Annotated in this window: 22 protein-coding genes and 3 tRNA genes; 9 read left to right on the forward strand and 16 right to left on the reverse strand. The window is 67.1% G+C overall.

Annotated features, from left to right (window positions below; genetic code table 11):
- Window positions 1–11: 11 nt before the first annotated feature.
- The 5 genes from AAEP86_RS09350 to AAEP86_RS09370 all read right to left on the reverse strand — a co-directional run bounded on the left by AAEP86_RS09350 (window position 12) and on the right by AAEP86_RS09370 (window position 3681).
- Window positions 12–650, reverse strand: coding sequence for a hypothetical protein (locus AAEP86_RS09350; protein ID WP_420370269.1), 639 nt, complete (start codon window positions 648–650; stop codon window positions 12–14).
- 569 nt (window positions 651–1219) lie between these two features.
- Window positions 1220–1286 (reverse strand) — tRNA-Gly (locus AAEP86_RS09355).
- A gap of 114 nt (window positions 1287–1400) precedes the next feature.
- Entirely contained in the window at window positions 1401–2003 is a 603-nt protein-coding gene (locus tag AAEP86_RS09360; RefSeq protein ID WP_420370270.1) for a hypothetical protein, read from the reverse strand.
- A gap of 20 nt (window positions 2004–2023) precedes the next feature.
- Window positions 2024–2980: a hypothetical protein gene (locus tag AAEP86_RS09365; RefSeq protein ID WP_420370271.1), complete on the reverse strand. Its 957-nt coding sequence runs from the start codon at window positions 2978–2980 to the stop codon at window positions 2024–2026.
- Between the two features lie 122 nt (window positions 2981–3102).
- Complete coding sequence (locus AAEP86_RS09370; protein WP_420370272.1) at window positions 3103–3681, reverse strand: recombinase family protein; 579 nt, start codon at window positions 3679–3681, stop codon at window positions 3103–3105.
- Window positions 3682–3840: 159 nt separating this feature from the next.
- Here AAEP86_RS09370 and AAEP86_RS09375 point away from each other — a divergent pair, with 159 nt between their 5' ends.
- Window positions 3841–4788 carry a hypothetical protein gene (locus AAEP86_RS09375; RefSeq protein WP_420370273.1) on the forward strand — a complete coding sequence of 316 codons (948 nt, stop codon included), beginning with the start codon at window positions 3841–3843 and terminating at the stop codon, window positions 4786–4788.
- 123 nt (window positions 4789–4911) lie between these two features.
- Here the strand turns inward: AAEP86_RS09375 and AAEP86_RS09380 are convergent, their stop codons facing one another.
- From AAEP86_RS09380 to AAEP86_RS09400, 5 genes are all read right to left on the reverse strand, one after another.
- Window positions 4912–5349, reverse strand: a complete 438-nt coding sequence (locus AAEP86_RS09380; RefSeq protein ID WP_420370274.1) for a hypothetical protein — start codon at window positions 5347–5349, stop codon at window positions 4912–4914.
- Window positions 5346–5753 carry a hypothetical protein gene (locus tag AAEP86_RS09385; protein WP_420370275.1) on the reverse strand — a complete coding sequence of 136 codons (408 nt, stop codon included), beginning with the start codon at window positions 5751–5753 and terminating at the stop codon, window positions 5346–5348. The genes AAEP86_RS09380 and AAEP86_RS09385 overlap by 4 nt, the downstream gene beginning before the upstream one ends.
- Window positions 5754–5991: 238 nt before the next feature.
- Entirely contained in the window at window positions 5992–6972 is a 981-nt protein-coding gene (locus tag AAEP86_RS09390; RefSeq protein ID WP_420370276.1) for a hypothetical protein, read from the reverse strand.
- A 325-nt stretch (window positions 6973–7297) separates the two neighbouring features.
- On the reverse strand, window positions 7298–8230 hold the full coding sequence (locus AAEP86_RS09395; protein WP_420370277.1) for a site-specific integrase: 933 nt from the start codon (window positions 8228–8230) through the stop codon (window positions 7298–7300).
- 262 nt (window positions 8231–8492) lie between these two features.
- Window positions 8493–8566 (reverse strand) — tRNA-Gly (locus tag AAEP86_RS09400).
- Window positions 8567–8621: 55 nt separating this feature from the next.
- On the opposite strand from AAEP86_RS09400, the gene AAEP86_RS09405 reads away from it, so the two are divergent.
- The 5 genes from AAEP86_RS09405 to AAEP86_RS09425 all read left to right on the forward strand — a co-directional run bounded on the left by AAEP86_RS09405 (window position 8622) and on the right by AAEP86_RS09425 (window position 11915).
- A complete protein-coding gene (locus tag AAEP86_RS09405; protein WP_420370278.1) occupies window positions 8622–8945 on the forward strand; it encodes a hypothetical protein in 324 nt (107 codons plus the stop codon).
- 57 nt (window positions 8946–9002) lie between these two features.
- Window positions 9003–9079: transfer RNA gene (locus tag AAEP86_RS09410), tRNA-Pro, on the forward strand.
- 52 nt (window positions 9080–9131) lie between these two features.
- A complete protein-coding gene (gene tig, locus AAEP86_RS09415; protein WP_420370279.1) occupies window positions 9132–10439 on the forward strand; it encodes a trigger factor in 1308 nt (435 codons plus the stop codon).
- Between the two features lie 158 nt (window positions 10440–10597).
- Complete coding sequence (locus tag AAEP86_RS09420) at window positions 10598–11227, forward strand: ATP-dependent Clp protease proteolytic subunit (RefSeq protein WP_420370280.1); 630 nt, start codon at window positions 10598–10600, stop codon at window positions 11225–11227.
- Between the two features lie 28 nt (window positions 11228–11255).
- Window positions 11256–11915 carry an ATP-dependent Clp protease proteolytic subunit gene (locus AAEP86_RS09425; RefSeq protein ID WP_420370281.1) on the forward strand — a complete coding sequence of 220 codons (660 nt, stop codon included), beginning with the start codon at window positions 11256–11258 and terminating at the stop codon, window positions 11913–11915.
- Between the two features lie 190 nt (window positions 11916–12105).
- Here AAEP86_RS09425 and AAEP86_RS09430 read toward each other — a convergent pair whose 3' ends face one another.
- Complete coding sequence (locus AAEP86_RS09430) at window positions 12106–12783, reverse strand: copper resistance CopC family protein (protein ID WP_420370282.1); 678 nt, start codon at window positions 12781–12783, stop codon at window positions 12106–12108.
- Window positions 12780–13511, reverse strand: coding sequence for a YcnI family protein (locus AAEP86_RS09435; protein WP_420370283.1), 732 nt, complete (start codon window positions 13509–13511; stop codon window positions 12780–12782). Before AAEP86_RS09435 ends, AAEP86_RS09430 begins: the two co-directional genes overlap by 4 nt.
- Before the next feature lie 204 nt (window positions 13512–13715).
- Here AAEP86_RS09435 and clpX point away from each other — a divergent pair, with 204 nt between their 5' ends.
- Complete coding sequence (gene clpX / locus AAEP86_RS09440; RefSeq protein ID WP_420370284.1) at window positions 13716–14996, forward strand: ATP-dependent Clp protease ATP-binding subunit ClpX; 1281 nt, start codon at window positions 13716–13718, stop codon at window positions 14994–14996.
- 66 nt (window positions 14997–15062) lie between these two features.
- On the opposite strand, the gene AAEP86_RS09445 is transcribed toward clpX, so the two are convergent.
- Both AAEP86_RS09445 and AAEP86_RS09450 read right to left on the reverse strand, forming a co-directional pair.
- Complete coding sequence (locus AAEP86_RS09445; protein ID WP_420370285.1) at window positions 15063–17090, reverse strand: M3 family metallopeptidase; 2028 nt, start codon at window positions 17088–17090, stop codon at window positions 15063–15065.
- 71 nt (window positions 17091–17161) lie between these two features.
- Window positions 17162–17761, reverse strand: a complete 600-nt coding sequence (locus tag AAEP86_RS09450) for a TetR/AcrR family transcriptional regulator (protein WP_420370286.1) — start codon at window positions 17759–17761, stop codon at window positions 17162–17164.
- A 134-nt stretch (window positions 17762–17895) separates the two neighbouring features.
- On the opposite strand from AAEP86_RS09450, the gene AAEP86_RS09455 reads away from it, so the two are divergent.
- Complete coding sequence (locus AAEP86_RS09455; RefSeq protein ID WP_420370287.1) at window positions 17896–18735, forward strand: alpha/beta fold hydrolase; 840 nt, start codon at window positions 17896–17898, stop codon at window positions 18733–18735.
- A gap of 74 nt (window positions 18736–18809) precedes the next feature.
- On the opposite strand, the gene AAEP86_RS09460 is transcribed toward AAEP86_RS09455, so the two are convergent.
- Together AAEP86_RS09460 and valS are read right to left on the reverse strand one after the other, a co-directional pair.
- Window positions 18810–19061 (reverse strand): hypothetical protein, encoded by a 252-nt coding sequence (locus tag AAEP86_RS09460; protein ID WP_420370288.1) that lies wholly within the window; start codon window positions 19059–19061, stop codon window positions 18810–18812.
- 59 nt (window positions 19062–19120) lie between these two features.
- Window positions 19121–21715, reverse strand: coding sequence for a valine--tRNA ligase (gene valS, locus AAEP86_RS09465; protein WP_420370289.1), 2595 nt, complete (start codon window positions 21713–21715; stop codon window positions 19121–19123).
- A gap of 356 nt (window positions 21716–22071) precedes the next feature.
- On the opposite strand from valS, the gene proP reads away from it, so the two are divergent.
- A complete protein-coding gene (gene proP / locus AAEP86_RS09470; RefSeq protein WP_420370290.1) occupies window positions 22072–23604 on the forward strand; it encodes a glycine betaine/L-proline transporter ProP in 1533 nt (510 codons plus the stop codon).
- The last annotated feature ends 241 nt before the right edge of the window (window positions 23605–23845 follow it).

A 23845-nucleotide genomic window follows, 5' to 3' on the forward strand; every position in this document is an offset into this window, starting at 1 on the left:
GGCATCGCGAGTCAACGGATGGTCGAGGCGATCTGAACGGCGAGACGCTCCCGCGCTGCGGTGCTCTCATCACCGCTCGCGGCCTTCCCGCACCATTTCCACGCTCCGCACCAGAGAGCCACCGAAACGACCACCGCGGCCGCAGCCGTTGCCACCGCCGCGTTGTGCAAGCCGACTGCCGCGTACGCCACGCACACCACCGCGACACCACACCGGCCGCTTCTCTCCGCCGACGGAAGGTCAGCAGGATCGACACCTTCGGCGTTCATCTGCTGGCGTGTGTGATCCACGACGATCTGCGCCAACTCCTCCGATGCTTCTTGCGCTCGATAGACGTTCCCGCTCCGCAGATCCGACAGGACCGGGTCGAGTCGTTCGCGCTCGGCTGCCAGCACTTCCCTGCTGGCCGCGTGTGCCTTCGCCCGGTAGTCCTCAACGTCGAGATCGCCCGACGTCAGGGTGTCGCTGCCGACCTCGGTTCCGAGCTGCCGAGCAAGGTTCCCAGCGCCGTACGCGAGAGCATCGACGATCTCCACGTCAGATGGTCCGCGTGTCATCGAGGCCTCGGCAGTCGCGTGCGACGGGTTGCCGCCGATCATGCCTCCGACGAGCAGAACCGCGGCCGCGAGACCGGTGAATGAGTGCTTCATTGCATTCCCTTCGTAGTGGCCCGAGACTGGCATATCCGATGTGAAACGCGCAACATCAGCTCTTCGACCCACGTCCGATTGAGGGCGAGGGCCGTACAGCGTGTCGATCCGCTTGCTCGCGGGACTGTTGAGGATCGGAGTGCGCACCGATGGTGCTCGGGTACGCCATCGTCCCGGGCGGCTACCGAGCAGTATCGGGCGTCGCCGAAATCCATTCGTGTTCCGCGGCCGTCCTGACCGATGTCCAGATCAACCGTCCGGCACGTTCGGGCCGCAGGGGCTGCGTATCCGCGATGTCGACCGCGCGGCCGGGCACGTGGAAGTCCGGCAGTCCATCCGCCGGGTGAACGGCGAGTGGCAAGTTGGCACCCCGAAGAGCGCCCGCTCCACTCGGAACGTACCGCTACGCTCGCGCTCGCGCGTCGCTGGTGGTTGAGCTGCATGGCGAGCGCAGGAGGCGGGCCCCTGGCGAGTGATCGGGCCGTTCCGACCTCTTATGAGGGCTTTTGGAGAGGTTCGGCCTGGGCGCTCGTTGCCCGGACGGGCCTACTTCCCAGTAGCCACAAGGGAGGGGATGACGGGAATCGAACCCGCGTGGCCAGTTTGGAAGACTGGGCGACCCGCCACGGTAGTCCCAGTGATACCGCGGAACTCCGCGCCAAATCGAAATCTGAGCAGTCGGTGTCCAATGCGCACACTAGCCGATTTGTGTCACACCGGTGTCACGACGTCACCATCCCGAGCGACTTTTCAGCGCTTCCCCACTGCACTGCCGCGGGAACTTGTTCGATGCGGCGTACGTACGTGAGGACTGCCGACCGGGGGGTTGAAGTCTGGGGCGAACATGTTCAGGTAGATGACGAAGAGGCGCCGAACAGTGGCGATCAGGTTCAGCCCAAGGTGAAGACCCACCGCGACTAAAACGCCGATGACGTACGGGGCCATCAGCGGCTGTCGTAGGGATGGGAACGTGCCTACTAGCGCGAGCATCACCGCCAGAGCGATGGCGACTACGGCGACGTAGAGGCACGATGCAGCAGCAGCGCCGACCAGGCGCTGAAGGTCGGCGCGGAACGCGTATGTAGCGGACTCAGCGAGCTTGACGCGGAGGTTCGTCAAGAAGACGAATGCGCCGAACATCGCGCCGACGAGCAACGAAGCGGCTGGTAGAGCGACGCCGACGCCGTTTGCCACGTCAAGCCCTCGAAGGACGGCAAGCACCATGCCCGCCCCGGCGGTCAGAGGTGCACCGACCTGAAGCAACACGGACCAGACGCGCTGCCCACGGGACGAATCAGCAGGGAGGAACTGCGCGTGAAGGAGCGGACGAAGGTCGTACGTGCCCTTGCTCACGTTGCTCCTCACTCGTGCAACTACAACGACCGAAGCGCGCCTCCGGCGTCGGCCCAGTTCGTCGGATGGTTGATCCCCATCTCTGTCATCAGATGTTCGACCTCCGGAGCCGACGCCGCAAGCAGGTCATCGACAGTCGGAGCCGTCGGTCCATCAAGCGGGTAGATAAAGTGAGGATAGTCCGTAGCCACTGACAACGTCTTCTCACGTCCGTTCTGGACGTACACGACGCGGTAGTCATCGAAGTCGCCGTCGCTGAGAGTCATCCCCAGCGCGCCGGTCAGGTTCAGGGGCCGGTTGTTGAGGACCTTGGCTTTCACGCGGCTCAGCACGTTCGCCTTCGTCGCGGCGTTGGCGATCGTCAACCGAACGGTTGCCCTCGTCACGTTCGCGGCTTGTCCGAACGTGGGGCGGGTCGGGTCCAGAGCTGACTGGACCAACTCGACGTGTCTGACGTCGATGTCCGTTTGGTTGAGGAACCCTTGCCAAGCTGCGGCGTCTGCCAGATCGCTGACGAGGGGCATCGTGAGATTCTTGGCCTTGAGCTTGGTCTCGATCACGCGTTGCAGGTTGAACGCGTTGTGTGACCGGCCTTCACAAGCCGCGACCAGGAGGCCTTGCTGCCCGTGGTCAGGGACCACAAGCAGCATCGGAAGGTCGTCAAGCACTGCGTGGTTGCTGTCGATAGGTGTTTGCTCCACACCAGTGGTCGTGTCACGCACCCGTCTCGGCCGCCCGAACTGTCCTCCTGAAGCTGAGATTCGGAAGAGCCATCCGCCTGCTTGCGCGGAGTCGACTGTGAAGTACGTGGATCGGTGAACGTCGGAGTTCCCGCTCACCACCAAGCTCCGAAGGGCCTCTTCGAACAACCCCAGTGCGCCGTTCGAGTGTAGGCCCACGTTGTCGAAGTTGAACCTGACGTCTGGCTTCTGCCTCTTCCCAACCCCGACCTGAAAAATCCGATATCCGAATGCCATGACGCCCTCCTAGGTCAGCTCAGCATGGCACAAGTTGAGCAAGATCCAGTTACATGCTGCGGGTGCCGTCGAGACCGGTTACGCGCCTTTAGAGACGCACACGCGCGTACCAGATCATGGCGTTACTGACCCAACGCGCGATAGAGAGTGGCGCGGCTCACGTGCATCCGCTTCGCGGTGTCTGCCATCGAGTGGCCCTCCACAATGAGTTGGCGGGCTTGACGAACTCCTACCTCGTCCAGTTTCGGAGGGCGACCACCCTTACGGCCCTCGGCCCGTGCGGCGGCTAACCCGGCCTTCGTTCGCTCCTGCATGAACGAGCGCTCCATCTCAGCGAACACTGCAAGCATGCCGAGCATCGCCCTGCCCGTCGTAGTCGTGCTGTCTAGACCATCCAGAGTGCGGATGTGCACACCGCGATGCGCAAGGTCGTCGACAAGCATGATCGTGTTGCCCGAGCTGCGCCCGAGCCGGTCCAGCTTCCACACGACTACGACGTCACCTGCTTCAAGGTTGAGGAGCATCGCGTCGAGCTGTGGCCTGCTGGATCTGGCACCGCTGACTCCGTGGTCGACGAAGATGTCGCGACGTCGCACGCCCGCGGCTTGAAGCGCGTCGACCTGAAGTTGTTCGTTCTGATCAGCCGTCGAGACTCGAGCGTACCCAATCAATCGTCCAGCGATCACCGTCGGTGAGTTCATGTATCGAGAGTCTCATAACTGGTGTTCAGAAACCAGACCTTCGGTTAACGTTTCGAACACGGATTTTGAGACCACGTGACGACCACGCTTGAGCACTACCGCAGGCGTCTCACTGCGCGATCGTTTCCGAGACAGGGTGAGTTGCGTTAGGAAGGTGCCATGACGGAACCCACCCGCACTGGGCACGCACCGGACGACGAGATCTACGAAAGCCTGACGCCAGAGGATCGCGAGGCTCAGTACGAACGACTTCAGGGCGAGCTGAAGGAGCACCCCGGCTACATCGCGAGCCGACAGTGGCAAGAACTGGGCCGCGCACAAAGGGTTTGGTCGCTGAATACCGGAGAGTTGCTCGGCCTGCTGCAAGCGCTTGAGGACGAGGAGGAATTGAAGATCGAACTCATCCAAAACGTGCGTCCGCCGGACGGCCGTGTGGCAATCATGGCAGGACTCGATCAGCGCCTACACAACATGCTTGCGGCAGCCACGAGTCTCGTGGACCACACGCGCAGGCACATGACGAAGTACGCGGAAACCGCGTTCGCCGAGCACTTCGAGAAGCGCAACACCGCTGTAGCGGATGCGCCGTCTTCGATGTTCCTGCGGAAGTTCCGGAACTATCTCCTGCATGTCGGAAGCGCTCCCTTTAACACGCACGCTCAATTTCCGACTGAACATACCGAATTCGACACGATCCAACTTGACATACGACTCGATGCAGCATCGTTACTCACATGGAGCGGATGGAACGCAACAACCAGGACGTACATCGGTTCGTTTCCAGACGGTGTGCCGCTTGCTCAAGCGGTTAGAGAGTATGCGGCCGCGATGAAGCAGCTGTACGCGTGGGTGAACGAGCAGTTCGAGGTGCTTCACGGCGGGGACATCGATGAAATCAACGACCTCGTCCGGAGGATCAACCTCACGATGACGTCCGGCGCGTGGGATGGACGCGAGCCGGAAAAGTATTGGGCGCAAATGGAGGAAAACGTCAAGCGCTTCGATCGAGGTGAACCTCAGATCGACGTTCGCACGGGCCAGGCAATCGAAGGCGATGAGTTGCACGCGATGCCGGACGACCCACCCAAGTACGAGGCTCAGGATTAGAAACGCCCCCCGGCTCTGGACTTCCGGGGGGCGTTTCGTTGTGGAGCGGTGGCTACCGGGCGAACAGCCACGCTCTCACTACCGCGGTATCAAAGGAGAGATGTGGACCGCGGAGCTTCGTGCTCAACCCGTACGGTGGCCCGTCAGGAGAGTCTTGCTGGTGGGGGCGGAACCATAAACGTGTCGGACATGTCGGAGCGCTTCGTCACGCTTCCGCTCGTCACGGATGTCCCAGGCGTCCGCCAGCGCGACGGCGCGCGCGTCCGCCCAAGCTAGATCTCCGTGTACCCAGGTCGGCTGATCGTCCGGCCACGGGCCGGGTGCGAGCCGAACCTTCTCCCAACGGCGGATCTGCTCGTCTCTGTCGTGAGCGAGGTCGAAAATGGATCGGCCGCTGCGTCCGTCCTGGTTGAGTTCGATCAGCGTCGAAGTCAGGGCGAGTGTCGTTCCGCGTCCCAGGACTTCGGAGCGGCCAAATAGGCCTCCTTCGAAGATGACGGTCAACGCCCCGAGGAGGTGCACGCGGTCTCCCGCTTCTACGCGTCCGGCCTTCTCAGTCATGCGTTCTCCAACTCTGTCGTTCCGCGTGATCGGTGTGCATGTTGTTCGACGTCATCCGCAAGTCCATGTGCCTCCAGATCACGAAGTCGCCGAGCAAGGATGAATCCGAGTTCGGGGTTCGTTCTGATGACCTGACCGACGGCTTGCGCGAGCGCGGCGAAGGCGTCCAGTTGGTCCAGCACGTCCTCGTCATCGATCCCAAGACGGTGAGTGAGCGTGGCGATGGCTCGGATCTCTGCGTCGCCGATGCGCACAGCCTGGACGGTTTGGCCCTTGCGAAGGGCCTCCTCGCGGGCTTCGGCCGCGCCGTTGGCCACGTCGAGTACACGACGAGTGAGGTCAGGCAGTACGGTCACGAGGTCGAGGTTGTGGGCGCTCAGCGCCGTTGCGAGGTGGTTACGCATGTGACGGAACAATGCGTCTGTTGGCAGGTTGTACCGCCTCGCGACAGTGCTGACTTTTTCTCCCGACAGTAGGGCAGTGTTGATCGCTTCGCTGTGTCGGTGCGTGCAAGTGAAGCACGGTCGTCCGGCCAAGAGAAACTCCTCACAGTGCAAAACCTCTCCACACATCATAGTTCAGTTTCAGCAGGAATGAAGGGTTATCGCACTTTTTCGCCGGGGGCTTTTCGCCAGGGTCGGTTCAATTCTTGATTCGAGAAGAGCGGGCTGAGTTAGAGTCAGCCCGCGCCGCTCGGCGAGCATTCTTCATGCGGATCACCGTTCTGACACTCCTCCCGATCTCGGCGGCAATCTGCTCGTTTGTCATCCCGTCCATGTCGTCCAACACGCTCCAGTGGACAGTGGGTTGTCGAACCCGCGTGCGCCCTGAGCCTTCAAAGCCCAACTCGACCAACCTGCTGCGGATCGTGTCTGGATGAACCTTCGGGACCGGCCGCCCCGTCGGCGTGGTCCAAGCCCACGAGGCCATCTCGGCGGCGGCTTGCGCGAGCGTGAGATGTCTGACTTCGTCCAGGTGGACGGCGACCATCTCGACGGTGACGTCCGGCCGGCGAGCACCGTGCGCTCTGCCGCCTCGCACCGCGCGCTCATGCCGATGTCGCGCGATAACCGCCTCAGTGGGATCCCAGTGGTCGAGCGCGAAGGCGGCGGCGTTCTGGATGGCGCGGTCCATCTCGGCTCGGCAGAGAACAGTCGCGTCCCAGCGGCTGCTCGCCGCTTCCGGATCTAGGTGACGGCTAGCGAACTCCGTGGCGTACGCGCGAAGCGCCACAACCAGGTCGTCAAGGGACATGAGCCGCCAGAGCGGCCTCCACTCGACGCGGTGGGTCACTGGGTCGCGGCGCGGGGACTCGGGGACGGCGTGACGACTCAGGATGGCAAGAGCGGCGCTGCACAAGTGTTTGTAGAAGCGCGACCGCCACGAATCTTCTTTCCGAAGGACTCGTCCTGTCCCCTGTCGCAAGACGCCATCCGCGTCGAGTGCCGAGGTGCGCTGTCGCTTCTCCTTGACCGGTTCCCGTGGTGCCGGTGGCATGCTTCCCCAGGTGAAGTCGCTCGGCTCCTTAGCCTGGGAATGGCTATGCTTTTTTCCGGGTTGTCTGTCACCCATGAACCCCTCCCCGAGTCCCTGGTGGAAGTCTGCCGCATGTGCCACGTTCATGCTGGCGAGTTGACCCGCTTGACAGAATTACCCCGGCGACAAGCCTCAGGGGAGGAGGCATGTCGTCGGGGTAGCAGGAGCGAGTCCCGGGTCTCAGTTTAGTTTGCAAACAAGAATTGCGCTCGTCAAACAAGAATTTTGCCTGCTCGAATTCTTGTTCAACGCCTGGCGGAGTACTCGTCGGGCGCGAACACTCCTGGGCAGGAAAGCAACCGGTGGGCGTGTCCGCGCCCTCGAACCTGCGCCAACGGTTGTGATGTTCAGGGCTGACGTCCACCAGGTCGCAGGCAGAATTCTTGTTCGTGCCGGTGCCGTGCGTGGAGGGCTATCCCAGTGCTTCGGCGAGCACGACGTCTCGATCTCGGGTCGCGTGCTGGTACCTCAGCGATGCGGTAACTGATGCGTGACCGCCCCTGGCCATTACTTCGCGGGTGCTACCACCCTTCTGCGCCACCTTGGTGAGGCCAGTGTGACGAGCGTCGTGGGGGTGGAACTCGGGAAGCCCAGCGGCATCTCTCGCCTTGTTCCACTCGCGCCTGAAGGTCGCCAGGTTCAGACGTGGAGAGCGTGGTCCCCGGAAGAGGGGGGCACGTGGGAGTCCGGGGTGCTCCTTCACATGGGCGTTCAGGAGCGTCCGGGCGGTAGGTCCGAGCGTCACGGTCTTGACGTTCTCGGTTTTCGTCTTGCGGAGCGAGCGGCCTCCGGAGTCCGTGTACTGCTGCTCCACGGTCACCTGCCCGGTCATCGGGTTGTAGTGGCGGTAGTCCAGCCCACACGCTTCGCCGATGCGGAGGTGCGCCCCGTACATAACCCAGGCCACTACTTGGAGGTCGGCGGGCATCCGATCGACCACGGCGCGGAAGTTCTCCTCGGTGAACGCGGGACGGCGCTCCGCCACGTCCTTCCCGGCTGCGACAACCTGGCACGGGGATGCCTGGATGTACCCGTACCGGAGTGCGTACCGCATGAGCGACGAAAGGTAGAAGTAGGCGTTGCGCCGGTTGACCGCCCCCGTCGGCACGGTAGCCCACCACGTGTCGACGTCCCGGATCGTGATGTCTCGGAGCCGCTTGTTCTTGAAGTGGGGCAGCAGTTGATTACGCAGGTAGCCAGCGTTGTTCTTCTGGGTTCCGACACCCAGTTCGTTCTTCCGGAGTGCCGCGATAGCGTTGGCGTGCTCCTCCAAGGTGATGTCTCCCTTACGTTCGTCCACCCACTGTCGGCGGTTGAGATCGGTCTGGACAGCCGCCAACGCCATCCATGCTTCCTTCTCCGTGTTGTGAGTGCCTGTGGTCCGGTGCTTGCCGGATGGGTCCCGGAAGCGGCCCCGATACTTGCCTGACGGGAGTTGGTCTACGGAACCAAACGTTGAGCGCATGCGAGTCCTTGCCATACCTCGTGTACAGAGGAGCGCCCCGGAACCGGTCATCCTCGCGTCACGAAAGTGTCACGAAGCCGGGAGGCGACCTGGACTCTGACTGCTGAAACGACGAAACCCCCGGCATGACCGGGGGTTTCTATGGAGGGGATGACGGGAATCGAACCCGCGTGGCCAGTTTGGAAGACTGGGGCTCTACCATTGAGCTACATCCCCGCACCGCGATCCCAGATCGCAGCGCCACCATCGTAGCGGACGAACGACAACCGACATGCCACCTCTCGTCACGCTCCCGCCGAGCGACGCCGACGCCCGCCGGATCAAGCGGTCCCGGGCGCTGTCCTTCGTGTTCCTGCTGCTCGCCGCGGTCGTGTTCTCCCTGCGCCCCGAGGTCTTCGGCGACCCCCAGTCGCAGCCGGCCCACGCGCTCCTGCACGTCTGGCGGATCGTCCTCGGCATCGTGCTCGGGCTGGCCGCCCTGGGTGTGCAGGTCGTGGTCGGCGTCCGGTGGCGGGCGGGCCTGCGGCGGCGCGCGGACGACACCGCTGACGACGACGGCGAAGCTCCCGGGAACCGAGCACCCGGGGACCGCTAGACTCATCGGCGTCGCGTGCGCCCGTTCGGCGTGCGCGGACACCCTGGCCCAGTCAGACGGGGCGTAGCTCAGCTTGGTAGAGCGCCCGCTTTGGGAGCGGGAGGTCGCAGGTTCAAATCCTGTCGCCCCGACCAGGTCCTCGAGAATCACCGACCACACGAACGTCAACCAACAGGAGAACATCCCTTGGCCACCAGCACCGTCGACAAGGTGAGCGACACCCGCGTCAAGCTCACCGTGAACGTGACGCCGGACGATCTCAAGCCGAGCATCGACCACGCGTACAAGCACATCGCCGAGCAGATCAACATCCCCGGCTTCCGCAAGGGCAAGGTCCCGCCGGCGATCGTCGACCAGCGTGTCGGCCGTGGCGAGGTCCTGAACCACGCCGTCGGCGACGCGATCGACAACTTCTACCGCCAGGCGGTGGAGGAGCAGGAGCTGCGCATCCTCGGCCGTGCCGAGGCCGACGTCGCCGAGCTCCCGAACGTCAAGGACTTCACCGGCGACCTCGTCCTCACCTTCGAGGTGGACGTCCGTCCCGAGTTCGACCTGCCCGAGTACGACAAGTACGAGCTCACGGTCGACGCTGTCGAGGTCTCCGACGACGAGATCGAGGAGGAGCTGCAGAACCTGCGCACCCGCTTCGGCACGCTCGTGACCGTCGACCGCCCGGCCAAGACCGGCGACTTCGCGCAGATCGACCTCACCGCCACGATCGGTGACGACGAGGTCGACTCCGCCACCGGTGTCTCCTACGAGATCGGTTCGGGCGACCTGCTCGAGGGCATCGACGAGGCGCTCGAGTCCCTGACCGCCGGCGAGTCCACCACCTTCGAGTCGACGCTCGTGGGCGGCGACCGCGAGGGCGAGACCGCGCAGATCGCCGTGACCGTCACCGCCGTCAAGGAGCGCGAGCTCCCCGAGGCCGACGACGAGTTCGCCCAGATCGCGAGCCAGTTCGACACGATCGACGAGCTCAAGGCGGACCTCAAGGAGCAGATCGCGAAGTCGAAGACCTTCGGCCAGGGCGCCGCGGCCCGCGACAAGCTCGTCGAGAAGCTCATCGAGGACGTCAACATCCCGATCTCGGAGAAGCTCATCGAGGACGAGGTGCACCGTCACCTCGAGCAGGAGAACCGCCTCGAGGACGACGAGCACCGCAAGGAGGTCTCGGAGTCCAGCGAGAAGGCCTTCCGTTCGCAGATCCTCCTCGACTCGATCGCCGAGAAGGAAGAGATCCAGGTCTCGCAGGAAGAGCTCACCCAGTACCTCATCCAGGCTGCTGCGCAGTACGGCATGGAGCCGGGCGAGTTCATCAAGGTGATCGACCAGAACGGTCAGATCCCCGGCATGGTCGGCGAGGTCGCCCGCTCGAAGGCGGTCGCCACCGTCCTGTCGAAGGTGACCGTCAAGGACACCAACGGTGACGACGTCGACCTCTCCGCCTTCACGGCGGGTGTCGCGCAGTCCCCGGCGGAGGACGCCGAGTAGGCGTCCCCACACGACGCGACGGGAGGCGCGGTGCCAGCTGGCACCGCGCCTCCCGTCCGTTTCCGGGCCACCCGCATTGCCGACAGCGAACAGACGAGAACTGGTGCGTTGCACCCGATAAGTTCGACATCAAGCGACAACTGAACGGGAGCTTTTCCATGGCCGAAGCAACACTGAACCCCAGTGTTTTTGACCGCCTTCTGAGAGACCGGATCGTGTGGCTCGGCTCCGAGGTCCGCGACGACAACTCGAACGAGATCGCAGCCAAGCTGCTGATGCTCGCCGCCGAGGACCCTGAGAAGGACATCTACCTCTACATCAACTCGCCCGGTGGATCGATCACCGCCGGCATGGCGATCTACGACACGATGCAGTTCGTGCCGAACGACATCGTCACGGTGGGCATCGGCCTCGCCGCCTCGATGGGGCAGTTCCTGCTCTCGTCCGGCACGCCGGGCAAGCGCTACATCACCCCGAACGCGCGTGTGCTGCTGCACCAGCCGTCCGGTGGGTTCGGCGGCACCGCTGCCGACATCCAGACGCAGGCGAAGGTCATCCTCGACATGAAGCAGCGGATGGCCGAGCTCACGGCGGAGCAGACCGGCAAGTCGATCGAGCAGATCCTCAAGGACAACGACCGCGACAACTGGTTCACGGCGCAGGAAGCCCTCGAGTACGGCTTCGTCGACCACCTCCGTGCGTCCTCGACCGAGGTCATCGGCGGTGGTGGCACCGTCGCCGACGGCGAGACCCAGACCGATGCGGCCGAGCCCGACGCCCAGTCCTGACCCGACCACCGAAGAGAAGGAAACGAGAATGCACCTCCCCATGCTCGGTGGCGCGCAGAACGTCCCGGCCCCCACTGATCGGTACATCCTGCCGAGCTTCGAAGAGCGCACGGCCTACGGCTACAAGCGCCAGGACCCGTACGCGAAGCTGTTCGAGGACCGGATCATCTTCCTCGGTGTGCAGGTCGACGACGCGTCGGCCGACGACGTCATGGCCCAGCTGCTCGTGCTCGAGTCGCAGGACCCGGACCGCGACATCGTGATGTACATCAACTCGCCCGGTGGCTCGTTCACCGCGATGACGGCGATCTACGACACGATGCAGTACATCCGTCCGCAGATCCAGACGGTCTGCCTCGGCCAGGCCGCGTCGGCCGCGTCGGTGCTCCTGGCCGGCGGGACGCCGGGCAAGCGCCTCGCGCTGCCGAACGCCCGGGTGCTCATCCACCAGCCCGCCGTCCAGCAGGGTGGCGGTCAGGCGTCGGACATCGAGATCCAGGCGGCGGAGATCCTCCGCATGCGCACCTGGCTCGAGGAGACGCTGTCGAAGCACTCGAACCGCACGCCGGAGCAGGTCAACAACGACATCGAGCGCGACAAGATCATGTCCGCTGCCGAGGCGCTGGAGTACGGCCTGATCGACCAGGTCCTCACCAGCCGCAAGAACCTGCCGGCACTCGTCAAGTAACACCGACGACCCGCACGACGAAGGCCCCGCACCGATCGGTGCGGGGCCTTCGTCGTCGTCCACTGCGGGGAACGCCGTCGCCGTGCGGAACCTGGTTCCGGACACGGCACCGTGGTTCTCCGCGGTGCTGTGTCCGGAACCAGGTTCCGGCGGACGGCCTGGAGGCGCGGCGCGGGCCCGCCCCGCCGCCTCAGTCCTCGTCGGTGTCGGCGTCCTCCGCCGCGGGCGCGGGGCGCTTGCGGAGCAGGAGGAGGACGGCCACGACCAGGCCGACGAGGACGATCCCGCCGGCGCCGATGAAGAGCGCGTCGGACGCCGTGGAGTCGCCTCCGCCGGCGGCGCTGCCCGTGGTGCCGTCGTCCGTCGCCTTCGCCCCGTCGTCCTGGCTCGTGGCGCAGACCGGAGGCTTCGCACTGCCCGTCGCCGGCTCGAACCCGGCGGGCGCGTCCCACGTGAACGTGTACTGGTCGGAGACGGTGTGGCCGTCGGCGGAGATGATCTGCCACTCGACGGTGTACTCGCCGGAGTCGCCGAGCGCCGCCTTCGTGGTCATCGACGGACCGTCGACGGAGAGGCAGCCGTCCTCGTAGTACTTCCCGTCCGGGCCGACGATCCGGTAGGCGAACCCGGAGTCGCTGCCGCCGATGTCGAGCAGCTTGTCGTTCGTCGTGATCTCGAACGCGTCCGGCAGTGCGGTCAGGGTGCCGTCGATCTTCGGGGTCGACGCGACCAGGTAGTTGTGCGCACTGGCCGGACCGGCGACGCCGAGGACCGCGCCGCCGACCACGGCGAGGGCCGCGGCGGACCCGGCCACGAGCCTCCAGGCCCGCGACCGGACGCCCGCGCGGCGTTCGACGCCCGTGGTCACTTGCCGGTGCTCCGACGACGCGTGCCCGCGACGGCCACGACCAGGGCGACGGCGCCGAGCACCAGGCCGCCGAGGCCGAGGAACCGACCGACGAGGTCGGGGTCGGTCGACGTCGTGGTGTCCGAGCCGGCGGTCTCGGCCGTCGGGGTGGCGGCGATCGGGTCGCCGTCGTCGTCCGTCGCCTCGGCGGCGGTCAGGGTGACCGAGGGGGCCGGGTGCTCCGGCTCGGCCTCGCCTGCCTTCTGCTCCTGGTTCCACTCGACGCTGCCACGCTCGCACGTCTGCAGGACCGGGAACTCGACGAGGTCGCCGGGCTTGCCGTCCGGCAGCGAGAACGACAGCTGGAACGTGTCGCGCTCGTCGGCGGGGAGCGGGGTCTTCGCGGTGTAGGTGACGCTCGTCACCCGCTCGCCGGCGTCCTCGGAGGACTCGTCGTCGGCGCTGGCGGACGGGCTGGTGTACTTCGCCGTCGTCTTCGCGATGGTCCAGTTCGGGTTCACGGTGGGGGTGACCTCGATGACCGACTCCGGCACCTGGAACCGGAGCTTCGTCGTCGGGGAGCCGTCGCAGCCGTGCGGGACCGAGAACGTCGCCGTCGTGTAGGAGTCGGCGGCGGTCGACGTCGCGGTGGCCGAGACGTGCGCGCTGGCCGTCGCGGCGGTCCCGAGGACGATGGCAGCGGTGACGCCGAGGGTCGCGGTGCCGACGACGGCGAGGCGCTTGGACATGGGGTTCCTTCCGGAGCGGGGAGGCGGTCGAGTTTCTACAAGTTGTAGAGGAGCCGAGGACACGGTAGCAGCATCGAACGCCGTCGGCGAACGCGCTGGCCGAAAGCGGCTCGGCGTCGCAGCCGGTGTCGCCGGTTGCGATTAGGCTCGTCCACAGTCGGGCAGGTCATCGGCCTGCCGCGGTCAACCAGGGAGGGCACCGACATGGCACGCATCGGAGAGAGCGCTGACCTGCTCAAGTGCTCCTTCTGCGGCAAGAGCCAGAAGCAGGTCCAGCAGCTCATCGCCGGACCCGGGGTGTACATCTGCGACGAGTGCGTCGAGCTGTGCAACGAGATCATCGAGGAACGGCTGGCCGAAGCCGGCGAGGACACCGCCAGCGGTGACTTCGAGCTGCCCAAGCCGCGCGAGATCTTCGACTTCCTGCAGGAGTACGTCATCGGGCAGGACCCGGCGAAGCGCTCCCTGGCCGTGGCCGTCTACAACCACTACAAGCGCATCCGCGCGCAGGGGCAGATCACCGCGGCGGAAGACCGCGACGACGTCGAGATCGCGAAGTCGAACATCCTGCTCATCGGCCCGACCGGCTGTGGCAAGACCTACCTCGCGCAGACCCTGGCGAAGCGCCTGAACGTCCCGTTCGCGGTCGCCGACGCCACGGCCCTGACCGAGGCCGGCTACGTCGGCGAGGACGTCGAGAACATCCTCCTCAAGCTCATCCAGGCCGCCGACTACGACGTGAAGCGTGCCGAGACCGGCATCATCTACATCGACGAGGTCGACAAGATCGCGCGCAAGGCGGAGAACCCGTCGATCACGCGTGACGTCTCCGGTGAGGGCGTGCAGCAGGCGCTGCTCAAGATCCTCGAGGGCACGGTGGCCTCGGTGCCGCCGCAGGGCGGTCGGAAGCACCCGCACCAGGAGTTCATCCAGATCGACACGACGAACGTGCTGTTCATCGTGGCCGGGGCGTTCGCCGGGCTCGAGGACATCGTGTCCTCCCGCGTCGGCAAGCGCGGGATCGGCTTCGGCGCCCCGCTGCACAGCCCGCTCGACCAGCAGGACCTGTACGCCGACGTCCTGCCGGAGGACCTCCACAAGTTCGGGCTCATCCCGGAGTTCATCGGTCGTCTCCCCGTCGTGACCACGGTGTCGCAGCTCGACCAGGAAGCCCTCATGCGGATCCTGACCGAGCCGAAGAACGCCCTGGTGAAGCAGTACCAGCGGATGTTCCAGATCGACGGCGTCGAGCTCGAGTTCGACCAGGGCGCGCTCGAGGCGATCGCCGACCTCGCCGTCCTGCGGCAGACCGGTGCGCGCGGTCTCCGCGCCATCCTCGAAGAAGTGCTCGGTCCGGTGATGTTCGACGTCCCCTCCGAGGACGACGTCGCCCGGGTCGTGATCACCCGCGAGTCCGTGCTCGAGAACGCCGCGCCGACGATCGTGCCGCGTCCGCGGGCGAAGCGCGTGGAGAAGTCGGCGTAGGTCGGAGTCATCGAAGGGCCCGCGCCGTGTCCGGCGCGGGCCCTTCGTCGTCGGGCGGCGCGAGCGTTACTCGAGTCCGCGGCGGCGCAGCAGCGGCCCGACCTCGGCGTCCCGCCCGCGGAAGTCGCGGTAGGCCTCGAGCGGGTCCTTCGATCCGCCGACCCCGAGCAGTCGCTCCGCGAAGCGCGCCCCGGCCGCGCGGGACAGCCCGCCGTTGTCGCGGAACCACTCCACGGTGTCCGCGTCGAGCACCTCGGACCAGATGTACCCGTAGTACCCGGCGTCGTACCCGCCCGAGAACGTGTGCGCGAAGTAGGTCGACGAGTAGCGGGGCGGAACCGCCTCGACGGCGATCCCGGCGGATTCCAGCGCGGCACGCTCGAACGCCTCGACGTCGGTCACCGCGGCGGCGTCGGCGGCCGACAGCCGGTGCCACGCCTGGTCGAGCAGCGCCGCCGCGAGGTACTCGGTCGTGCCGAAGCCCTCGTTGAACCCGGCGGAGTCGCTCAGGCCGAGGACGAGCTCCGGCGGCAGCGGTTCACCGGTCTCGTGGTGCTTGGCGTAGTTCGCCAGGACCGACGGCCACGACACCCACATCTCGTTGACCTGCGACGGGAACTCCACGAAGTCGCGCTCGACGTTCGTGCCGGAGAACCGCGGGTAGGTCGTCCGGGCGATGAGGCCGTGCAGCGCGTGCCCGAACTCGTGGAACAGCGTCTCGACCTCGTCCTGGATGAGGAGCGTCGGCGACCCTTCGGCGGGCTTGGCGACGTTGAGGTTGTTGACGACGACGGGCAGCGTGCCGAGCAGGTGCGACTGCTCCACGACGGGGTGCATCCAGGCACCGCCGCGCTTGCCGTCGCGTGTGTAGAGGTCGAGGAGGTACAGGCCCACCTGTTCCCCGCCCTCGCCGGTGACCTCGAAGACCCGGACCTCGTCGTTGTAGCCGTGGAGGTCGGGACGTTCGGTGAACGTCAGGCCGTAGAGCGCACCGGCGGCGTGGAAGACACCGTCGTGCAGGACCCGGTCCGCCTCGAAGTACGGGCGCAGCGCGGAGCTGTCCGCGGCGAACTGCTCACCGCGCAGGAGCTCGGTGGCGTACGCCCAGTCCCACGCCTCGACGTCGAACCCGACGACGCGGGAGCGCACCGCCCGCTCGTCGTCCGCGTTCGCGGCGGCGGCCGGGACGAGCGACGACAGCAGGCCGTCGACGGCCTCGGGCGTGCCGGCGGTCTCGTCGGCGGTGACGACGGCGGCGTGGTTCGGGAACCCGAGGAGCTCGGCACGTTCCGCCCGCAGTCGGACGATGCGCAGCAGTACGTCGCGGTTGTCGTGCTCGTTGCCCCGACGACCGCGGGACAGGGAGGCGCGCATGATCCGCTCCCGCAGGCTCCGGTCGGCCAGGGACGCGAGCCACGGGTGTCCGGTGTAGAGCGGCAACGTGATGAGCCAGCCGTCGAGCCCGCGGTCGCTCGCAGCGCCGGCGGCGGCGGACTTCGCACCGTCGTCGAGGCCGTCCAGCTCGGCCTCGTCGGTGACGTGGACGGCGAGGTCGTTGGTGTCCTCGAGCAGGTTCCGCTCGAAGGTCGTCGTGAGCGTCGACAGCTCCTGGTTGATCGCGGTGAGGCGTTCCTTGCCGGCGTCGTCGAGCCCGGCACCCGCCAAGGTCATCTCGGTGTACGTGCGCTCGACCAGACGGCGGTCCTCGTCGGTGAGGTCGGTGCGGTCGCCGAGTCCGTCGCGGACCGCGCGGACCCGTGCGTACAACCGGCTGTCGAGGGTGATCGCGTCACGGTGTGCGGCGAGGAGCGGGGAGACCTCGGCCTCGAGGTCGTGCAGCTCCGGCGTCGAGTCCGCCGACGACAGGGTGGAGAAGACGTGGCTGACGCGGGCGAGTCGCTGCCCGGTGCGCTCGAGCGCGACGAGCGTGTTCTCGAACGTCGGGGCGTCGGTGGAGGCGGCGATCGCCTCGACATCGGCACGCTGTTCGGCCATGCCCGCTTCGAAGGCGGGTCGGTGGTGCTCGAGCCGCACGTCGCGGAACGGCGGGAGGGCGTAGGGGAGGGTGCTCGGTTCGTCGAACGGGGTTGCCATCCCACCACCCTACGGACGCCGGGCGCGGTGCGGGCGTGCACCGCGCCTCCCGTCCGCCGCCGGGTCGCGACTCAGACGCGCGTCGCGGCGTCGATCAGGGTCTCGGCTGCGCGACGCGCGTGCACGGCGGGAGCCGTGCTGCCGGCGATCGCCGCCGTGGTCTGTGCACCTTCGGCCAGGAGGGCGAGCTGGGCAGCGAGTTCCTCGGCCAGGGCGGTGTCGTCGACCGCGTCGGCCGTGAGGCCCTGCACGAAGCGCTGGAAGGAGTCCTTGTGCTCCCGTGCGATCTCGGCGATCACGGGGGAGGTGGCGCCGAGCTCGCCGAAGGCGTTGATGAAGCCACAGCCGCGGAAGGTCTCGTCGCCGAACCACGACTCGAGGAAGTCGTACATCGCGAGGAGCTTGTCCCGTGGCGTCGTCGCGGCGTCGACGGCGCCGTGCACACCCTGCTCCCAGTAGTCGTGGCGTCCGTCGAGCACGGCGGCGATGAGTTGTTCCTTGCCCGCGAACGCCGCGTAGAGCTTCTTCAGCGAGACGCCGGCACCGGTACGGATCTCGTCCATGCCGACGGACTGGATGCCGCGTGCGTAGAACAGCCGGTCGGCGACGTCGACGATGCGCGCGCGCACGTCGGGCTCGACCGTGCCGCTCGGAAGCGTGCTGCTCGCCATGACGTTCCCCGTTCCCTGTTCGCCGTCCACCGCGGGTCCACGATCCGGACTTGCGCTGGGAACGGCCGTTCTCTAGTGTAGGCCACATCGACGGAGAACGACCGTTCTCCGCGAGGTTCAGGGAAGGAACGACCATGGGTGCCATCACCGTCGGGACCGAGAACAGCGTCGACATCGAACTGCACTACGAGGACAAGGGGACCGGTCAGCCGATCGTGCTGATCCACGGCTTCCCGCTCGATGGGAACTCGTGGGAGGGGCAGGTCCCGCCGCTCCTCGACGCCGGCTACCGCGTGATCACCTACGACCGTCGTGGCTTCGGGCAGTCGTCGCAGCCGTCCACCGGGTACGACTACGACACCTTCGCGGACGACCTCCACACCGTGCTCGAGACCCTCGACCTCCACGACGTGATCCTCGTCGGCTTCTCGATGGGGACCGGCGAGATCGCCCGGTACATCGGCCGCCACGGCGAGGACCGCATCGCCCGGGTCGCGTTCCTGGCCTCGCTCGAGCCGTTCCTCGCGATCACCGACGACAACCCCGACGGCGCCGGCCCGATGTCGTTCTTCGAGGGCATCGCCGCCGACGTCGAGAAGGACCGGTACGCGTACTTCACGAACTTCTACCAGGACTTCTTCAACCTGTCGGAGAACCTGGGCGCCCGGATCTCCGAGGAGCAGGTCCGGAACGCCTGGAACGTCGCCGCCGGCTCGGGCGCGATCGCCTCGGCCGCCGCCCCGCTGACCTGGCCGACCGACTTCCGTCAGGACATCCCGAAGGTCACCGTCCCGGCGCTGATCGTGCACGGCACCGCGGACAACATCCTGCCGATCGACGCCACCGGCCGCCGCTTCACGAAGGCCCTGCCGCACGCTGCGTACGTCGAGATCGAGGGGGCGCCGCACGGCCTGCTCACGACGCACACCGCCGAGGTGAACGAGGTCCTGCTCGGCTGGCTCGCCCGGTCCTGATCCCCGGACGACGCCGAACGACGGTCACCCCGAACCGCGAGATCCCGCGGTCCGGGGTGACCGTCGTCGTGCGCTCAGTCCTCTTCGGCGGCGTCGTCCGGGTTCGTCACCTGGGCGTGGCCCGCGTCGTCGAGGTGGATCGAGGTGCCGTCGTCGAGCGCGACCATCGGCTTGCCCTCGAGGAAGGTCAGGGTCCAGCCCCACCCGGTCGTGTCGACGGACTCGGACACGAGCTCGTCCTCGACCTCGCGCACGGCGACGACCATCGCCTCGGGGAGTTGCCCGGGCGCGTCCGTGCCCACGTTCCAGCGTCTGCCCAACTGCATCCGTGCCTCCTGTCCGGTGGTGACAGCCCGGGTCCCGCGACCCGGCCCGACGGCCGACCCTACGCCTGCTGTTCCGCCAGTTCGATCTCGGTCACCGCGAGCTCCGCGCCGTCCGCGAACGACAAGTTCTCGATGCGGCCGACCGCCGCCAGGTCGACCGCGGCGCGCTCGATGAGCGTGCGCGTCTCGGCCGGGGCGGCGACGACGGCACGCGTCACCGGTGTCTTCTGGGACGCCTTCGCGGCGGTCTTCGCGCCGCGGATCCCGATGAGCGCCTGCCCCACGGCGCCGAGCAGCCCCGTCGGCTCGGCCTGGGTGGGCAGCTCGGCGACGGTCGGCCAGGAGGCGCGGTGCACGCTGGTCTCGTGGGTCCAGGCCCACACTTCCTCGGTCGCGAACGGCAGGAACGGCGCGAGGAGGCGCAGGAGCGCGTCGATCGCGGCGCGGAGCGCGAGGACCGCGCTCGCCTGGGTCTCGTGCGTCGACTCGGTCGCGGTGCCGTAGGCACGCTCCTTGACGAGCTCGAGGTAGTCGTCGCAGAACGTCCAGAAGAAGCGCTCCGTGACCTCGAGGGCACGCGCGTGGTCGAACCCGTCGAACGCCGTCGTGGCCTGCTCGATGACCGAGCCGAGCTCCGCCAGCATGTCGACGTCCAGGGGTTCCGTGACGCTGGTCGCGCCCTCGGGCAGCGGGAAGCCGTACACGAACTTCGCCGCGTTGAGGACCTTGATCGCCAGACGACGGCCGACCTTGATCTGCTTCGGGTTCTGCGGGTCGAAGGCCGCGTCCGTGCCGAGCTTCGACGAGGCCGCCCAGTAGCGGACCGCGTCGGCGCCGTGCTGCTCGAGGATCGACAGCGGCGTGACGACGTTGCCCTTCGACTTCGACATCTTCTTGCGGTCCGGGTCCACGATGAAGCCGGAGATGCTCGCGTGCTTCCACGGCACGGTGTCGGCCTCGAGCTGGCTGCGGAGCACCGTCGTGAAGAGCCACGTGCGGATGATGTCCTGCGCCTGCGGGCGGACGTCGTACGGGTAGACGAGGTCGTAGAGGGCCGGGTCGGTCTCCCACTTGCCCGCGAGCTGCGGGGTGAGGGACGAGGTCGCCCAGGTGTCCATCACGTCGAGCTCACCCTGGAAGCCGCCGGGGACGCCGCGCTGGGCCTCGTCGTAGCCGGGGGCCGCCTCGGACGCCGGGTCGACGGGCAGCTGCGCCTCGGTCGGGACGATCGGCTGGTCGAACACCGGGTTGCCGTCGCCGTCGAGCGGGTACCAGACCGGCAGGGGCACGCCGAAGAAGCGCTGGCGCGAGATGAGCCAGTCGCCGGAGAGGCCGCCGACCCAGTTGTCGTAGCGCACGCGCATGAAGTCCGGGTGGAACGCGATCTCGTCGCCGCGCTGCCTGAGCGTCGCCTTGAGCTGCTCGTCGCGCGCGCCGTTCACGATGTACCACTGGCGGGTGGAGACGATCTCGAGCGGCTTGTCGCCCTTCTCGAAGAACTTCACCGGGTGGTTGATCGTCTTCACGTCGCCGACCAGGTCACCCGACTCGGTGAGGGCGTCGACGACGACCTTCTTCGCCGAGAACACGGTCTTGCCCGCCATCTCTGCGTAGAGGGCCCTGCCGCCCTCGGACTCGATCCAGGCGGGCTCGTCGGAGCGGACCCGGCCGTCGAAGCCGATGATCGCGCGGTTCGGCAGCTGCAGCTCGCGCCACCACACGACGTCGGTGGTGTCACCGAACGTGCAGACCATCGCGATGCCGGCGCCCTTGTCCTGCTGGGCGAGGTGGTGGGCGAGCACCGGGACCTCGACGTCGAAGAGGGGGGAGCGGACGGACGTGCCGAAGAGGTCCTGGAAGCGCTCGTCGTCGGGGTGCGCGACGAGGGCGACGCACGCCGGGAGCAGTTCGGGGCGGGTGGTCTGGATGACGACGTCACCCGTGCCGTCGGTCTTGTGGAAGGCGATGCCGTGGTACGCGCCGGGCATCTCCTTGTCCTCGAGCTCGGCCTGGGCGACCGCCGTGCGGAACGTGACGTCCCACAGCGTCGGGGCGTCGGCCTGGTACGCCTCGCCGCGCTCGAGGTTCCGGAGGAAGGCGCGCTGGGCGCTGGCGCGGGAGGTGTCGTCGATGGTCCGGTACGACTGCGTCCAGTCCACCGAGAGGCCCAGCGTGCGGAAGAGGTGCTCGAACTGCTGCTCGTCCTGCACGGTCAGGCGCTCGCACAGTTCGATGAAGTTGCGGCGCGACACCGGGATCTGGTCGGCGGCCTTGCTCGACTTGCCGTCGCCGCCCTCGAACGGCGGCACGAAGGTCGCGTCGTAGGGGAGCTGCGGGTCGCAGCGGACGCCGTAGTAGTTCTGCACGCGACGCTCGGTCGGCAGGCCGTTGTCGTCCCAGCCCATCGGGTAGAAGACGTGCTTGCCGCGCATGCGCTCGTAGCGGGCCTTGAGGTCGGTGTGCGTGTACGAGAACACGTGGCCGATGTGCAGCGACCCGGACGCGGTGGGCGGCGGGGTGTCGATCGAGTACACGTTGCTGCGCTCGCCGGCGGCGGAGCGGTCGAAGCGGTAGGTGCCGTCCTGCTCCCACACGGGCCCCCAGACGTCTTCGAGACCGTCCACGGTGGGCTTCTCGGGCATGGGCTTCGTCATGGCGGGGCCTTTCGATCGCTGTGTGCGGCACCGAGTCCGTGATGAGGTGCCTGAGTGTGCGCGCGTGCTGCGCGGTTCCACCCACGCGTGCTGCGCGGGTTGTCCCAGGGTACCGGTTCCGGGGCGACAGGCGGCGGCGGTGGAAGGCGTCCGCAACCGGTTGCGTCGCATCTGGTATTCCGAGGGAGCGCTCCACCTGCTAGGCTGTCGGAGTTTGTTCGGCGGGCGGTCCCTGCGCTCGCGTACTGCAGCGTCGCCGTCCGTCGGATGCCCGAAGGAAAGACTCAGCACTACCGGAGGACGATTTGCCCACGAACAACCCGACGGAGTCCCACGGGGGACATCCCGTCAAGCCCGTGCGGAGCAAGGCCCAGGCCAAGCGCGCTCGCCGCAAGCTCACCGAGGACGACGTCACCGTCGTCGAGGAGTCGCTGCTCAAGCGTGCCGTCGCCGCCGCCGCGCTCGGCAACGCGATGGAGTGGTTCGACTTCGGCATCTTCGCCTACCTCACCGTGACGATCTCGCAGGTGTTCCTGCCGCAGGGCGACCCCGCGGCGAACATCGTCGCGACGTTCGGCTTCTTCGCGGCCGCGTTCATCGTGCGCCCGATCGGCGGTGCGGTCTTCGGCCCGATCGGCGACAAGATCGGTCGGCAGAAGGTCCTCGCGCTGACGATGATCCTGATGGCGGCCGGCACGCTGATGATCGGCCTGATCCCGTCGTACGACTCCATCGGCTTCTGGGCGCCGGTCCTGCTCCTCGTGGCCCGCTTCGTGCAGGGCTTCTCGACCGGTGGTGAGTACGGCGGCGCTGCCACCTTCATCGCCGAGTACTCGCCGGACAAGCGTCGCGGGTTCATGGGGTCGTGGCTCGAGTTCGGCACCCTCGCCGGCTACGTGCTCGGCGCCTCGATCGTCACCGGCCTGCAGTTCGGCCTCTCCGAGGACGCCCTCCTCAGCTGGGGCTGGCGCATCCCGTTCATCATCGCGGGCCCGCTCGGCCTCATCGGCCTGTACCTGCGGCTGAAGCTCGAGGAGACCCCGGCCTTCCAGAAGCAGCAGGAGCAGGCCGCCGAGCGCGAGTCGCAGAAGACGCCGTTCCTCAAGCTCTTCGCCGAGAACTGGCGCTCGCTCATCATCTGCATCGGTCTGGTCCTCGTGTTCAACGTGACCGACTACATGCTCCTGTCGTACATGCCGACCTACCTCGAGCAGAACCTCGGCCAGAACGCCACGTTCGGCCTGATCCTGATCGTCGTCGTGATGCTCCTCATGATGGTCGTCATCACCTTCGGTGGCCGCCTGTCCGACCGCTTCGGCCGGCGCCCCGTGCTCGCCGCGGGCTGCATCGGGTTCATCCTGCTGTCGTGGCCGGCGCTCAAGCTCGTCCAGTCGGGGACCGGTGTCGGCGTCTTCGCCGGTCTGCTCATCCTCGGCGTGGTCCTCGTGACCTTCACCTCGACGATGCCCTCGACGCTCCCGGCACTCTTCCCGACGATCATCCGGTACGGCGCCCTCGCGATCGCGTTCAACGTGTCGGTGTCGCTCTTCGGCGGGACCACGCCGCTCGCCACCTCCGCGCTCATCAACGCCGCGAAGGACGCCGGGCTCGGCTGGGCCGAGGACATCCCGGCGTTCTACCTCATGCTGGCCGCCGTGATCGGCCTCGTCGCCGTGTACTTCACGAAGGAGACGGCGTCCACGCCGCTCATGGGTTCCGGCCCGACGGTCGGCTCCGAGGACGAGGTCGCCGGCGTCATCGAGGACTACAACGACCCCACGTCGGACCTCGCGCAGTCTGACTGGGCGAAGGAGTTCTCGACGAGCGAGATCCCGATCATCTCGGGGGACACCCCGGCTGACGGGCAGAAGGAGCCCGCGGGCTCGTAGCGCGTCGCGCCTGCTCGCGCGGAGCGAGTGCAACGGGTGTGCCCGGTCGTCGTCGACGACCGGGCACACCCGTTCGCGCTCCCGGACGCGGCGACGGCTCGCGGCCGGCGCGGTCGGCACGGTCGCCGCCCGGCCCGAGTCTCGGCTCCGCGGACACTTCGCGGGTCCCAACGTCGCGAAAGAGTCCGCGGACGCGAGACTCGGCCAGCGGCCAGCGGCCAGCGGCCAGCGGCCAGCGGCC

The organism is Curtobacterium sp. L1-20 (genome assembly GCF_048755855.1).
In the GTDB taxonomy this organism is placed as follows: Bacteria; Actinomycetota; Actinomycetes; order Actinomycetales; family Microbacteriaceae; genus Curtobacterium.

Coding starts and splice junctions, on each gene's coding strand:
- AAEP86_RS09395 (WP_420370277.1), bottom strand. CDS start 8,230: ATGGCGTTGGCGGCTGTCCAGACCGATCTCAACCGCCGACAGTGGGTG.
- AAEP86_RS09455 (WP_420370287.1), top strand. CDS start 17,896: ATGGGTGCCATCACCGTCGGGACCGAGAACAGCGTCGACATCGAACTG.
- AAEP86_RS09350 (WP_420370269.1), bottom strand. CDS start 650: ATGAAGCACTCATTCACCGGTCTCGCGGCCGCGGTTCTGCTCGTCGGA.
- AAEP86_RS09450 (WP_420370286.1), bottom strand. CDS start 17,761: ATGGCGAGCAGCACGCTTCCGAGCGGCACGGTCGAGCCCGACGTGCGC.
- AAEP86_RS09445 (WP_420370285.1), bottom strand. CDS start 17,090: ATGGCAACCCCGTTCGACGAACCGAGCACCCTCCCCTACGCCCTCCCG.
- AAEP86_RS09385 (WP_420370275.1), bottom strand. CDS start 5,753: ATGCGTAACCACCTCGCAACGGCGCTGAGCGCCCACAACCTCGACCTC.
- AAEP86_RS09370 (WP_420370272.1), bottom strand. CDS start 3,681: ATGAACTCACCGACGGTGATCGCTGGACGATTGATTGGGTACGCTCGA.
- AAEP86_RS09375 (WP_420370273.1), top strand. CDS start 3,841: ATGACGGAACCCACCCGCACTGGGCACGCACCGGACGACGAGATCTAC.
- AAEP86_RS09460 (WP_420370288.1), bottom strand. CDS start 19,061: ATGCAGTTGGGCAGACGCTGGAACGTGGGCACGGACGCGCCCGGGCAA.
- AAEP86_RS09365 (WP_420370271.1), bottom strand. CDS start 2,980: ATGGCATTCGGATATCGGATTTTTCAGGTCGGGGTTGGGAAGAGGCAG.
- clpX (WP_420370284.1), top strand. CDS start 13,716: ATGGCACGCATCGGAGAGAGCGCTGACCTGCTCAAGTGCTCCTTCTGC.
- AAEP86_RS09390 (WP_420370276.1), bottom strand. CDS start 6,972: ATGAACGTGGCACATGCGGCAGACTTCCACCAGGGACTCGGGGAGGGG.
- AAEP86_RS09380 (WP_420370274.1), bottom strand. CDS start 5,349: ATGACTGAGAAGGCCGGACGCGTAGAAGCGGGAGACCGCGTGCACCTC.
- valS (WP_420370289.1), bottom strand. CDS start 21,715: ATGACGAAGCCCATGCCCGAGAAGCCCACCGTGGACGGTCTCGAAGAC.
- AAEP86_RS09405 (WP_420370278.1), top strand. CDS start 8,622: ATGCCACCTCTCGTCACGCTCCCGCCGAGCGACGCCGACGCCCGCCGG.
- AAEP86_RS09425 (WP_420370281.1), top strand. CDS start 11,256: ATGCACCTCCCCATGCTCGGTGGCGCGCAGAACGTCCCGGCCCCCACT.
- AAEP86_RS09420 (WP_420370280.1), top strand. CDS start 10,598: ATGGCCGAAGCAACACTGAACCCCAGTGTTTTTGACCGCCTTCTGAGA.
- AAEP86_RS09435 (WP_420370283.1), bottom strand. CDS start 13,511: ATGTCCAAGCGCCTCGCCGTCGTCGGCACCGCGACCCTCGGCGTCACC.